The organism is Flavobacterium sp. (assembly GCF_036782315.1).
In the GTDB taxonomy this organism is placed as follows: Bacteria; Bacteroidota; Bacteroidia; order Flavobacteriales; family Flavobacteriaceae; genus Flavobacterium.
The window spans coordinates 24,262-37,623 of record NZ_DAIPZK010000008.1; the positions used below are offsets into that span (position 1 = coordinate 24,262).

The window sequence follows — 13,362 nt, forward strand, 5'->3', positions numbered from 1 at the left end:
AGAAATATAAACATTGTGAAACTTAGTGTAAAACTTTGAGAAACATAGTGCTACAAAAACATGAAAGACGAAGAAGATAACATTATCCCAGAAGACGACAATTTAGAGAATCAAGACCAACCTCAAAAAGAGGAAGGTTTTGAGGATATTCAAGTGTCAACGGGACATCATTTTTACGAAAACAACGAAAATCCAGAGGATACCATTACCAAAGTTACAGGAATGTACAAAGATTGGTTCTTGGATTACGCTTCCTATGTAATTTTAGAGCGTGCTGTTCCTGCGATTGAAGACGGTTTTAAACCGGTACAACGTCGTATTATGCATTCCATGAAGGAGTTGGATGATGGTCGTTACAACAAAGTAGCGAATATCATTGGGCACACCATGCAGTATCATCCTCACGGAGATGCAAGTATTGGTGACGCTATGGTAAACATTGGACAAAAAGATTTGTTGATTGATTGTCAAGGAAACTGGGGAAATATTTTAACCGGAGACGGAGCAGCAGCACCACGTTACATCGAAGCTCGAATTTCAAAATTTGGTCACGATGTATTGTTTTCGCCAAAAGTTACCCAATGGCAATTGAGCTACGATGGTCGTAAAAACGAACCAATTCATTTGCCTGTAAAATTCCCATTGTTGTTAGCGCAAGGTGGTGAAGGGATTGCAGTAGGTTTATCAACAAAGATTTTACCGCACAATTTCAATGAATTAATTGATGCGTCGATTAAAATTTTAAAAGGAAAACCTTTCACACTTTTTCCAGATTTTCCAACAGCCGGAATAGCCGATGTTTCCAATTATAATGATGGAATGCGAGGTTCTCGTGTGCGTGTGAGAGCTAAAATTGCGCCTTTAGATAAAAATACTTTGGTGATTACCCAAATTCCGTTTTCAACCGATACTACAAAATTGATTGATAGTATCTTGAAGGCCAATGAAAAAGGGAAAATCAAAATCAAGAAAATTGAAGATAATACGGCTGCTGAGGTTGAAATCGTAATTCATTTACAACCCGGAACTTCGCCAGACAAAATGATTGATGCGTTGTATGCGTTCACCGATTGTGAATTGTCTATCGCGCCTCTAGGTTGTGTTATCGAAAATTGTAACAAGCCATTGTTTATAGGTGTTTCCGATATTTTGAAGATTTCTACCAATCGTACGTTGAATATTTTAAAACGAGAGTTAGAAATTCAATTGGACGAACTCGAAGCGAAGTGGCATTTTGCGAATTTAGAGAAGATTTTCATTCGTGAAGAAATGTACATCGACTTCAAATTATATTCGGATAGAGAGTCGCTATACAAATATATGTACGACCGATTTGAGCCATTCAAAACCATTTTAATTCGCGAAATTGAAGACGAAGATTTACAAAGATTGACGCAAATTCCAATGATTCGTATTACACGATTTGACTCGGATAAAGCGGATGATGCGATTGCGAAATTAGAAGCTGAAATCGAGCAAGTGAAACATCATTTAGATCATTTGATTGATTATGCTGTGGATTACTTCACCAATTTAAAAGATAAATACGGAAAAGGAAGAGAGCGTTTAACTGAATTACGTAATTTCGATAATATTCAAGCAACGAAAGTAGTATTGCGTAACCAAAAATTCTATGTAAATAGAGAAGAAGGTTTCGTAGGAATGGGCTTGAGAAAAGACGAATATGTTGGCGAATGTTCCGATATTGATGACATCATCGTTTTCTTACGCGATGGAAAAATGATGGTAACCAAAATTGATGATAAGAAGTTCATCGGTAAAGACATCATTCATGTTGCTGTATTTGATAAAAACGACAAACGTACCATTTACAACATGATGTATCGCGATGGTAAAAACGGTTCAACTTTCATCAAGAGATTCAATGTTTCTGGAGTAACTCGTGATAAATTCTATGATTTAACGCAAGAAAAACCAGGTTCTATGGTATCGTATTTTTCAGCGAATCCAAACGGAGAAGCAGAAGTGGTTACGATTTTATTACGCCAAGCGGGAAGTGTGAAAAAACTGAAATGGGATGTTGATTTTTCAGATATCGCTATCAAAGGAAGAGCGTCTCGTGGAAATACGGTTACCAAATATCCAATCAAAAAAATCGAGTTAAAAGAGAAAGGAATTTCTACTTTACGTCCGAGAAAAGTTTGGTTTGATGATACCGTACAACGTTTGAACGTAGATGGAAGAGGCGAATTGTTAGGCGAATTTAAACCTAACGACCGATTATTAATCATTAACCAATCAGGAAAAGTAAAAACCATTATCCCAGAACTTTCTACCCATTTTGATGAAGACATGATTGTGTTGGAAAAATGGAATCCTAATAAACCAATTTCGTGTATTTATTTCGATGGCGAAAAAGAGCGTTACTTTGTAAAACGTTTCTTAATTGAAAACGAAAACAAAGAAGAAATCTTTATTTCCGAACACGAAAAATCACAATTGGAAATCGTTTCAACCGATTGGCGTCCAGTGGCTGAGGTTATTTTTGCTAAAGTGAAAGGCGTTCAAAAAGAAAACCAAGTAGTGGATTTGGAACAATTCATAGCAGTAAAAGGAATCAAAGCATTAGGAAACCAGTTAACTACGGATAAAATCAAACAGATTAACCTATTAGATCCGTTGCCTTATGAAGAAGTATTAGAGGAGCCAGAAATTCCAACAAACGAAGCTTCAGAAGAAGGAAACGACATTCAAGATTTCAATATAGAATTAGACGACGACGGACAAATTACTTTGTCTTTGGAATAAAATTCTGACCTGCAAGGTTTTTACTTTGCAGGTTTTTTATTGATTTTTATCATTTTTCATCCCAAATAAAAAACTTAATTTCGCCCTAAATTAAAACACAACAACATGTCAACATTTCCATCAGACATTGAAATTGCGCAAAATGCAACGATGTCTCATATTAAAGATATTGCCAAAAAAATCAATATTTCAGAAGACGATTTAGAATTTTATGGCAAGTATAAAGCCAAATTACCACTACACTTACAACAAGAAAACCCAAAAGGAAAACTGATTTTAGTTTCTGCCATGTCGCCCACGAAATATGGTGAGGGAAAAACTACAATGTCGATTGGTTTAACGGACGGATTGAATTACATCGGTAAAAAAGCCATTGCCGTTTTACGTGAACCTTCGCTTGGACCTGTTTTTGGATTAAAAGGTGGCGCTGCTGGTGGTGGTTATGTTCAAGTGTTGCCCATGGAAGACATCAATTTGCATTTTACTGGCGATTTTTCGGCTATTGAAAAAGCGAATAACTTGTTATCGGCGGTAATTGATAACAATTTACAAAACACCAAATATTCATTAAATCTTGATCCAAAATCCATCGCTTGGAAACGAGTTATGGATATGAATGATCGTTCGTTGCGTCAAATTATTATTGGAGTAGGAGCAAAAGCGAATGGAACTATGCGTGAAGATGGTTTCAATATTACACCAGCTTCAGAAGTGATGGCGATTTTATGTTTGGCGAAAGATTTAGAAGATTTGAAATTCCGATTAGGAAATATATTCGTTGGGAAGACGTTAGATGGAAAAGCCATTTTCGCTCGTGATTTGAATGTAGTAGGAGCTATGGCAACATTATTGAAAGATGCAATTAAACCGAACTTAGTGCAAACTATTGATGGAAATCCAGCCATTTTACACGGTGGACCTTTTGCTAGTATAGCGCAAGGAACAAACACAGCTATTGCTACCAAAATGGGATTATCATTAGGCGATTATGTTGTTACAGAAGCAGGTTTTGGTGCTGATTTAGGTGCGGAAAAATTCCTTCATATCAAATGCGAACAAAGTGGTTTAAAACCAGATGCAGTAGTTTTAGTAGCAACAATTCGTGCTATTAAACATCATGCGGGATTAGCTGCGGAAGATTTTAAAACAGAAAACGTAAGTGCCATTGAAAAAGGATTCTGCAATTTGGAAAAACATATTGAAAACATGCAACAATTTGGATTAAATCCTGTTGTTTGCATCAATGCTTTTCCAGACGATACTCAAGCCGAATATGATAAATTAAAAGAATTATGTGCTTCAAAAGGAGTAACGGCTATTGTAAGTACTGCTTTTGCTCATGGTGGAAAAGGTTCGGCTGAAGTAGCCCAAAAAGTGGTAGAAGAAATCGAAAAAGGAACAGCGAATTATAAACCGTTGTACCAACCTTCGGATTCTATAGAACATAAAATTAATGTAGTTGCCAAAACCATTTATGGTGCGAATTCAGTTGAGTTTTCTCCAAAATCGAAAGCACAATTGAAAATGATTAACGATTTAGGATTTGGTCACTTCTCTATTTGTATGGCGAAAACACCAGCGAGTTTTTCCGATAATGAGAAGTTAATCGGTCGTCCTGCAAATTTTGACATTACTGTTCGTGAATTTGAAATTTCTTCAGGAGCTGGATTTGTGGTGCCACTTTTAGGTGATGTGATGAGAATGCCAGGTTTACCAGCCGTTCCAAACGCAGAACGAATTGATATTGATAACGAAGGAAGAATTACAGGATTGTCTTAGTATTTTGATACAAGTAAACAATACAATTCCTATCTAACCCTGATAGGAGTGAAAATAAAAAATGGTGATTATTTAAATCACCATTTTTTATTGTAATGTATAGCAGGAAAATGGACCGCCGATATGTACCGAGCCGTTCGTTACTAATCTTAACTTACTTTCTTACGCATTTTCATGTTTAAAAATTCAACTCCTAATGAGAAGGCAATAGCAAAATACAAATAGCCTTTTGGAACGGCACCCACATGTTGTCCAGCTAATTCGGCATGCGATAAATGCATACTTTCGGTAATTAACATGAATCCGATAAGGATTAAGAAGGCTAAACCTAAAATTTGAATCGATGGATTAGCATTTACAAAATTACCAACAGGAACCGCAAATAACATCATAACTCCAACTGAAATTACTACTGCGGTAATCATAATTGTTAAAGCGCCTTCAACGCCGTTAGTCATTCCCACAGCGGTTAAGATACTGTCTACTGAGAAAATTAAATCGATAAGTAGAATTTGACCAATTACGCTTCCGAATGATTTTGCGGCAGAGGTTTTTAATTCTTTTTCTTCTTCCCCTTTGTGGTCTACTTTTTCGTGAATTTCTTTGGTACTTTTATAAATTAAGAACAATCCTCCAAGTAATAAAATTAAGGCTTGACCTGTAATATCAGCTTTGAACCAACCAAAATCGAAACCAAACCAAGGTTCTTTCATGGCAATTAAAAGTGTAATTCCGAAAAGTAACCCTATACGCATGAACATAGCTAAACCTAAACCTAATCGAGTAGCTTTCTTACGATCTGCTTCGGGTAATTTTCCGGTTACGATAGAAATAAAGATAATGTTATCAATTCCTAAAATGATTTCTAAAAAGGTTAATGTTAACAGGGCAACCCATGCATCGGGATTTAAAAATACTTCCATTTTATATTCGGGTTTAAATCTTATTATACGTGATTAATTTATTTTTGTTACTGTACCACGTTGTTTTTTTGAATCGCCTACAAAAGAATATTCAAATGTGTATGAGTTGGATTTAGTTGTTAAAATCTTCATTTGAACCGCTTTTTTCTCTTCTCTATTTTTTGGATGTATATTTTGCATTACGTATTCACAATCATTTGTCCATCGTACTTTAAAAGTATCAATTTTTCCTTCGTAAGTTTCAATTTGAATCGAATCGTTTCGTTCAAAAGTGCTGGTATATTTTTTTCCTTCAATTTCAGTTTCTGAAGTGAATTTACCCGTTTTAAAATCAGTACAATTGCGTTCTTGGTTATAGCAAGAAGTTAGCATTGTCACAATTAGTAAACTTAATAAAGTATATTGTTTTTTGAATTTCATAATTGATTTTTGTCCCGAAGCTTCGGGATTGATATTGAACTTGTTATTGATTTTTTTTATCTCCATCAAACATACTTTTTACTAATGTAGTGATTCCTTTAAAAATTAAAAACATAGCTGCTAAGGCGATTATGATTCCTAATGTTAAAACATAAGGATATAAAGGATGTTTTTCATTTTTGAAAGCACTGTTAATGATAATTGGACCAAGAAATAATAGAGGTAAAGCACCTGCAAGGTATTTTATTCCTTTTGCTAATATGTTTTTATCGGTTGCCATTAGAAAGTAATTCGAAGTCCAACTCCATTAGTATTATTCACAATATTTAATTCGAAATTATCTCCAAGCGTTTTCTTTTGATCTTTTAAGCCTGAATTATACATATCCACACTTTCTTGAATCAATTTTTTTCTTCCCGATAAAACAGGTATTGAAATAGCCATTAAACCAACTCCAGCATAAGTAACTCCTGTTGGATATTTTACATCAGAAGTTAATCCCATTACTAAATCGGCAACAGTTCCACCAATTCCTAAACCTAATAATAATCCTCCAATAGATTCTTTTGATTTAGCTTTTTTAAATAAGTGCAATGCTTTTAAATCGGTTTTCATTAAGTTTTTTGTTTCAAATGAAGATAATTGTTCTCCATCTTGAAAAATTTTCCCGTCGGTATATTCTAATTTTTGAGCAAATGACATTGTGAAGCCTAATATTGCTATAATTAAAAAGAACTGTTTCATTGTTGTTTTATTTGTTGTTATTGTAAAAATCTACTGCGTTTCTAACACTTCCGTGAGTCTCTAAAAGTTTTCCAGCTTCTTCATAGCTTACTGGAATTTCGTCCATAATCATTCGAGTTCCTCTATCAATTAATTTGGTATTACTCAATTGCATATCCACCATTTTGTTCCCTTTAACACGTCCTAACTGAATCATAGTTGCAGTCGAAATCATGTTTAAAACTAATTTCTGAGCAGTTCCAGCTTTCATGCGTGAACTTCCCGTTACGAATTCTGGTCCTACGACAACATCAATTGGAAATTTAGCGGTTTTCGATAACGGACTTCCCGCATTACAACTGATACTTCCTGTACTGATGTTGTTTTGATTGCACATTTCCAATCCACCAATTACATAAGGTGTAGTTCCCGAAGCAGCAATTCCAACCACAACATCATTCTCATTGATGTTCCATTGTTGTAAATCTTTCCAAGCTTGTTCTTTGTCATCTTCGGCAAATTCTACTGCTTTTCGAATCGCAGTATCGCCGCCCGCAATGATTCCAATAACCAAATCAAACGGAACTCCAAAAGTAGGTGGACATTCCGAAGCATCTACAATGCCTAAACGCCCCGAAGTTCCTGCTCCAATATAAAACAAGCGACCTCCTTGTTTCATTTTTGAAACAACTTCATTCACTAATTTTTCAATTTGTGGCAAGGCTTTTTCAACGGCTAACGGAACGGTTTTGTCTTCGTTATTTATATTTGCTAACAAATCCGATACCGACATTTTTTCTAAATGTTCGTATTTCGAAGCTTGTTCAGTTGTTTTGGTAAAGTTCATTTTCTTTGATTGTAAAGTAGCTAATTTACAAAGTTATTTTTAATGAATTGAATTTTTGAAATATTAATGCGAATGCCCCATTTCAATCACAAACGCCAATAAAAATCCAATTACAATCATCGTTATTTTCGCCAAATTGAATTTATGTCCTTCGTTACTTTCAAAAATGATAGTTGAAGAAATATGAAATAAAATACCAACTACAATAGCTGAAATTTCTTTAGCGTAATGTTGGGCAAAATGCATTTGTTCTGCTAAGAAAGTTCCCATAGGTGTCATTAATGCGAATGAAAACATGAATGCAAAAATCATTATTTTGTTCATTTTGGCATTTACGAAAAATAAGGTCAAAATAATAGCGATAGGTAAGTGGTGAACCGCAATTCCGTATGCTAAATTGTGATTGTTGTGAATTGGAAAACCCTCTAACAAAGCATGAAGACACAAACTAATAAACAACAACCACGGAATGTGATGCAATTCGTTATGTTCGTCTGTATGTACGTGAACGTGCCCGTGTTCGGCACCTTTAGAGAAGAATTCTAATAAGATTTGGAACAGAATTCCAATCATAATGAAAACCCCAACAGGTAAAGTTGCATGTGATGTTTTTCCTTCATGAACATGATGATGTTCTTCACTGAATAACTCAGGAAGTAAGTGTAAAACGGTTAATGAAAGTAAAAAAGCACCACTAAATGCCAATAACAGTTTGATGTTTTTCTTTTTCTGTGGTTTTAAAAGTAACGCGAATAAGAAGCCGATAATTACGGCCGAAAAGGTGATAATATATTGCATTATTTAAAAATCATAATTAAACGTTCTGATTGGTTTTTATAGAATTTTCGCAATTTATAATCGCCAAAAATATCCAAAAGATAAATACCAGCTTCTTCCATCATTTTTTCGAAATCTTCTAAACGAAGCGCTTGCACTCTTTCGGTGAAATGATATTGCTGACCTTGGTCTTCAAATGAAATTTCTTTGAAAATATGTCCGTCTTTGTAATAACGTTGAATGTGAAAAACAATGTTATCAACCGTTTTTACTTCATCGGCAACTAAATTTTGCAAAACATAATCCACATTCATGAAATCGATAACAGCAAAACCCGTTTCAGTCAAACTATTATGAATGGATTTGATGGTTTTGTAATTGTCGGCATCGTCTTCAAAATAACCAAAACTAGTAAACAAATTAAAAATTGCATCGTATTTTTCGTTACACGTTTCACGCATGTCGTGTACCTTGAAATGCAGTTTTTCATTGGCAAACTCAGATGCTTCCTTAATGCTGTTTTCAGATAAATCAATTCCGGTTACATCAAATCCTAACGAATTTAAGTAAATCGCATGACGCCCTTTTCCGCAAGCTAAATCTAATATTTTTGCTTCTTCAGGAAGATTCAAATAATGCGTTAAATTGTCCATTAGCAATTGCGCTTCTTCGTCGTTGCGTTCTTTGTATAAGATGTGATAGTATTTAGTATCAAACCAAGATTCGAACCAATTTGAAATGGGTTGATTGTTTGTAGTTTGTTGTATATTGTTGTTATCTGACATTTAAAATGAAATTGATATCATTGAACTTGCAAATTTAATGTATTTTTGCACAAGAATACCTTAATTATCGATATTGCAATTGATTTTTGCAATTGAACTTGAATTTGAAGAATGGAAAATTTTAAAATGACTGCTAAAACCTTCTTTGGTTTTGAAGAAATATTAGCTAAAGAATTACAACTTTTAGGAGCTCAAAAAGTAGAAATAGGAACACGAGTAGTGAGCTTTATGGGTGATAAAGGGTTTATGTATAAAGCCAATTTAGCCTTACGAACTGCTTTAAAAATCTTAAAACCAATTAAAACCTTTAAAGCTTTCAATGATAAAAGTTTGTACGAAGGAATTAGAAAAATTGATTGGACTGATTATTTGAACGAACACCAAACGTTTTTAGTTGAAACAACTTTGCATTCCGAACATTTTAATCACAGTCAGTTTGTGGCATTGAAGACAAAAGATGCAATTGTAGATCAATTTCGTGAACTGAGAGGTAAACGACCAAGTATCGATAAAGATTTCCCAGATTTACAAATCCATGTGCATATTGATAGAGATACGGTTACGGTTTCTTTAGATACCTCGGGGGCTTCATTGCATCATAGAGGTTACAGAAGCGCGACAAATATTGCACCCATCAACGAAGTTTTAGCAGCAGGAATGTTGATTTTATCGGGTTGGGAAGGGAAAAGTCATTTCTTAGATCCAATGTGTGGTTCGGGAACTATTTTAGCGGAGGCTGCAATGATTGCATGTAATATTCCAGCGAACATTAACCGTAAAGAATTTGCTTTTGAGAAATGGAACGATTGGGATGCCGAATTATTCGATGATATTTTAGAATCGTTGTTAAAGAAAACACGTGAGTTTCATTACACTATAAAGGGCTACGATAAAGCCCCTAGTGCTGTAGCAAAAGCGAAAGATAATGTAAAAAATGCCAATTTAGACGAATATATTACGATTACCAATGAAAACTTCTTCGATTCTAAAAAAGAAACCGAAGGGCCGTTGCACATGGTATTCAATCCGCCTTATGGTGAGCGTTTGGATATCGACATGGAGCGTTTTTACAGAGAAATTGGTGACACGTTAAAACAAAATTATCCCAATACGAATGCTTGGTTCATTACTGCCAATTTAGAAGCGTTGAAATTCGTAGGTTTGAAACCAAGTAGAAAAATTAAACTTTTCAATGGTAAGCTAGAAGCACGCTTGGTTAAATACGAAATGTACGAAGGTAGTAAGAAAGGGAAATACATGAATACTGAAGAATAAGCTATTTTGTCATTCCTAACTCGTTTCAGAATCTGAAATGAATTTAGCTTAACAAAGAGTTTTTAATTTATCAAAACAGATAGTCAACAATTAAATAATAATAGAAATGAGCAAAAAATTAAAAGCATTTTTATATAATTTCTTAGGATTTGTGGTGATTTATTTACCAACATTATATTTAGTAGATATCTTCACTCATTTAAACGGATTATGGATTCCAATGACTGCTTTTATGGTAGCATTATTATTAGCTCCAAAATTCCAAGCGATTAAAACCCACAATGGAGAAAAAATCTACATGAAGTGGCTTTTTATAAAAGGTGTAAAAGAAATAGAATAAGATAATCCCGAGTGTGAACTCGGGATTTTTTTTACTGTAAAATCTGTAAGTTTTGATGAATATTATATAACATTTCTTTATTCGTTCTCAAATATCTTTACATGATTTAAAAGTATTCTCATGAAAAATTATCACACCTATAAAAGTTGTATTGAAGCATGTTTAAAATGTGCTGCAATATGCGATCATTGTGCCTCTTCCTGTTTGCAAGAGGACGATGTTAGAATGATGTCACGTTGTATTCAACTCGATATGGAATGTGCTGCAATGTGCTATTTAGCTGCTCAATTAATGAGTTTAGGAAGCGAAAAAGCTATTGAGGTTTGTAAAATTTGTGCTATTATGTGTGACGCTTGTGCTGCAGAATGTGCTCATCACAGTAATGAACACTGTTTAGAATGTTATAATGCTTGTAAACAATGTGCTGAGGAATGTAGAAGAATGGCTGCTTAATAAATTATAAACTTAGAGTAAATTTAAGTTTGATTTTCATTTTTTATTCTTAATATCACGAAATGTGGTATCATAAGCTTAAGTAATATTTTTTTTCTATTATAGTTAAATATTGATTTTCACTTAACACATGAATTTTAAAAGTTTAAATAAATTTATATGTCAGTTAGCCAATAAAGAAATTTAAAAATGTTTTGTTAATTATTTAACTTTTCAATTTTTCTTTCCCTTTTGATAATTTTATCTCGAATCTTTTTTTCATAAATAATGTTAATATAATTTGAAGAATCACTTTCATTAATTTTTTCTTCAGTTATAATTTCTGTGTACTTAAGTTTTCCTTTATTGGTAAAATGATGTTTTTTTTGTGTTGTAGATGAAAAAGTAAAAGAGCTTGTTATCAAGAATCTTTTTCTTTGGTTAATTGAATCAATACTCACATCTGTTAACTCTTCGGAATATTCAAATATTTTTTTCTTGTTATTAAAAATATAGATATTAGTACTACTAGTCATAGGCATACTTCCTTTAGAATAAATATTAAAGTCAAGAAATCCGTCAAAATTTAAATCTTTAAAAACATATGAATTAAAATTATCAATTGAATCGATATTTACAGCATAGTTATCATATACGTTGAAATCAACAGGCGCCTCTAATAATATTCTTTTGGTGGAATTATCTAACAAGTAAAAAATCGGAAAGTCTAAAGTGTCTATTTTCCAAGAGCAATTATATCCATTGATTGGGAAAGTTTTACTATACATAAATATTGAATCAATCGCTGTGCTTTTCTTCTTGGAAAATAAAATAGGCTTATAAGAATAACAAAACCAGAATGTTGAAATAAGTATGAGTAATCCGATTTTTTTCATAAAGATTTTACAAGGCTATTAAATTGTTATTAAAAGTATAGTATGATAATAATTAATTCGTTTACTTATATTCAAATTTTTTTTAAAGATTTACACTTAAACATATCAAGTTATATTTTTAATTTTTTCTGAAAAATAAAAAAATATTTACATTATTTAAAGTAACGCACCAAAAAAAAGCGCCACCCTCGTAACGCTTGTATCTTATTTTTTCTCTGTTATAGTTTTATTTTTCTTATAAATCGGGATGAAATAACTTAATGTATAATTAAATCCTGCTCCAAATTTTCCGTCGTAGGTTCGGTTGTAACCCGGAATAAAAAGATTGTCAAATCCATCTGGTTTTTTATTGGAAACTAAATAGTTTAATCGTACCGAAAAGCCTAAGAAAAGGTTATTGAACAATTCGGCTTTGATGCCTCCTACAAGTTCTAACCAACTCGCTGTTAAACCATCGTATTCTCTTCCCGAAATTACAATATTTTCACCGTAGTAATTACTTGGATCGTAAATTTTATAACTGTTTAACGTATGATTAAAACTGCTTACACCATAACGCATCCCCACATAAATCATGTTTTCCATATCGAGCCAATTTTCAAATGAATTGTAATCAAAACCAACTTTAAAATAGGTTCCTTTTGTGGTAAAGTTCAAACGGTCGTCGTCAACCGTTTTGTCTTCGTTACCAAGTTCTCCAGCTATGTAAAACTTTTTAGTTAAGCGGTAATCTCCTACTACTTCAAAACCTCTATAGTCTTTTTCGTAAAATGAACGCGCAATTTTGTGTAAATCAGTACCTAAACGTAATCCGTAGCGTTCTGGATACATAACTTTTGCGGTGTCTTTTGTTTGTGCATTTCCTAATAACGAAATACACATTAAGCTTAGACTAAAAATAAATCTTAACATGTACTTCATTTTCGTTTTCAATATTAGGTTGAATTACTTCAATATTTTGAATCCAGTTGTTGCCATCAGCAGTTAACACAATTGGATTAGTTTCATTTAAATAAAATAAGGTTTTAAAGCCACAAGCACGAGAAATATATTCTTCGATTCTATCATAATTTAAAGTGATTTCATCTGTATTATCATTTGAGGTATCAGTATCACTTCCGTTTTGAATAAAATTTAATGTTGTTACATCAGCATTCGTTCGAATAGGAACTTTAATTTTACTGATACCATTATAACCATATCCATTAACAAAAGTGGGTTCTGCTACAGCTAAATTCATTACATTTTTCAAAACAGTTGGATTAGCCGCATCGTAAAATTCAATAATTAATCGAGGTGTTACTGGCGTTCCTTCGGCACAAATATCATCTTTTTCGCAGTTCCAAAAAGAGAATGCTAAAAGCAAGGATAGAGTTGTAAAAACTATTTTTTTCAT

15 protein-coding genes are annotated in these 13,362 nt (G+C 33.2%); 5 read left to right on the forward strand and 10 right to left on the reverse strand.

Annotated elements, in window-relative coordinates; all coding sequences use genetic code 11:
* Positions 1–60 precede the first annotated feature (60 nt).
* Both V7P59_RS08155 and V7P59_RS08160 read left to right on the forward strand, forming a co-directional pair.
* Positions 61–2,769: a DNA gyrase/topoisomerase IV subunit A gene (locus V7P59_RS08155; protein ID WP_333809665.1), complete on the forward strand. Its 2,709-nt coding sequence runs from the start codon at positions 61–63 to the stop codon at positions 2,767–2,769.
* A gap of 105 nt (positions 2,770–2,874) precedes the next feature.
* Entirely contained in the window at positions 2,875–4,548 is a 1,674-nt protein-coding gene (locus V7P59_RS08160; protein ID WP_333809666.1) for a formate--tetrahydrofolate ligase, read from the forward strand.
* A gap of 149 nt (positions 4,549–4,697) precedes the next feature.
* On the opposite strand, the gene V7P59_RS08165 is transcribed toward V7P59_RS08160, so the two are convergent.
* From V7P59_RS08165 to V7P59_RS08195, 7 genes are all read right to left on the reverse strand, one after another.
* Positions 4,698–5,471, reverse strand: coding sequence for a TerC family protein (locus V7P59_RS08165; protein WP_333809667.1), 774 nt, complete (start codon positions 5,469–5,471; stop codon positions 4,698–4,700).
* 33 nt (positions 5,472–5,504) lie between these two features.
* The gene (locus V7P59_RS08170; protein WP_333809768.1) at positions 5,505–5,891 is read right to left on the reverse strand and encodes a DNA topoisomerase IV; all 387 of its coding nucleotides are present in this window, start codon (positions 5,889–5,891) and stop codon (positions 5,505–5,507) included.
* 43 nt (positions 5,892–5,934) lie between these two features.
* Positions 5,935–6,171 (reverse strand): DUF6095 family protein, encoded by a 237-nt coding sequence (locus V7P59_RS08175; RefSeq protein ID WP_333809668.1) that lies wholly within the window; start codon positions 6,169–6,171, stop codon positions 5,935–5,937.
* Complete coding sequence (locus V7P59_RS08180; protein WP_333809669.1) at positions 6,171–6,635, reverse strand: hypothetical protein; 465 nt, start codon at positions 6,633–6,635, stop codon at positions 6,171–6,173. Before V7P59_RS08180 ends, V7P59_RS08175 begins: the two co-directional genes overlap by 1 nt.
* A gap of 7 nt (positions 6,636–6,642) precedes the next feature.
* Positions 6,643–7,461 carry an N-acetylmuramic acid 6-phosphate etherase gene (gene murQ / locus V7P59_RS08185; RefSeq protein WP_333809670.1) on the reverse strand — a complete coding sequence of 273 codons (819 nt, stop codon included), beginning with the start codon at positions 7,459–7,461 and terminating at the stop codon, positions 6,643–6,645.
* A gap of 63 nt (positions 7,462–7,524) precedes the next feature.
* A complete protein-coding gene (locus V7P59_RS08190) occupies positions 7,525–8,259 on the reverse strand; it encodes a ZIP family metal transporter (RefSeq protein WP_333809671.1) in 735 nt (244 codons plus the stop codon).
* On the reverse strand, positions 8,259–9,023 hold the full coding sequence (locus tag V7P59_RS08195) for a class I SAM-dependent methyltransferase (RefSeq protein ID WP_333809672.1): 765 nt from the start codon (positions 9,021–9,023) through the stop codon (positions 8,259–8,261). Before V7P59_RS08195 ends, V7P59_RS08190 begins: the two co-directional genes overlap by 1 nt.
* A 111-nt stretch (positions 9,024–9,134) precedes the next feature.
* Here V7P59_RS08195 and V7P59_RS08200 point away from each other — a divergent pair, with 111 nt between their 5' ends.
* From V7P59_RS08200 to V7P59_RS08210, 3 genes are all read left to right on the forward strand, one after another.
* Positions 9,135–10,298: a THUMP domain-containing class I SAM-dependent RNA methyltransferase gene (locus V7P59_RS08200; protein WP_333809673.1), complete on the forward strand. Its 1,164-nt coding sequence runs from the start codon at positions 9,135–9,137 to the stop codon at positions 10,296–10,298.
* Between the two features lie 106 nt (positions 10,299–10,404).
* Positions 10,405–10,638, forward strand: coding sequence for a hypothetical protein (locus V7P59_RS08205; protein ID WP_333809674.1), 234 nt, complete (start codon positions 10,405–10,407; stop codon positions 10,636–10,638).
* Between the two features lie 120 nt (positions 10,639–10,758).
* The gene (locus V7P59_RS08210) at positions 10,759–11,091 is read left to right on the forward strand and encodes a four-helix bundle copper-binding protein (protein ID WP_333809675.1); all 333 of its coding nucleotides are present in this window, start codon (positions 10,759–10,761) and stop codon (positions 11,089–11,091) included.
* Positions 11,092–11,288: 197 nt separating this feature from the next.
* Here V7P59_RS08210 and V7P59_RS08215 read toward each other — a convergent pair whose 3' ends face one another.
* The 3 genes from V7P59_RS08215 to V7P59_RS08225 all read right to left on the reverse strand — a co-directional run bounded on the left by V7P59_RS08215 (position 11,289) and on the right by V7P59_RS08225 (position 13,362).
* Entirely contained in the window at positions 11,289–11,966 is a 678-nt protein-coding gene (locus V7P59_RS08215) for an XAC2610-related protein (protein ID WP_333809676.1), read from the reverse strand.
* Positions 11,967–12,170: 204 nt separating this feature from the next.
* Entirely contained in the window at positions 12,171–12,878 is a 708-nt protein-coding gene (locus tag V7P59_RS08220; RefSeq protein WP_333809677.1) for a DUF6048 family protein, read from the reverse strand.
* Positions 12,859–13,362: a DUF6452 family protein gene (locus V7P59_RS08225; RefSeq protein ID WP_333809678.1), complete on the reverse strand. Its 504-nt coding sequence runs from the start codon at positions 13,360–13,362 to the stop codon at positions 12,859–12,861. The genes V7P59_RS08220 and V7P59_RS08225 overlap by 20 nt, the downstream gene beginning before the upstream one ends.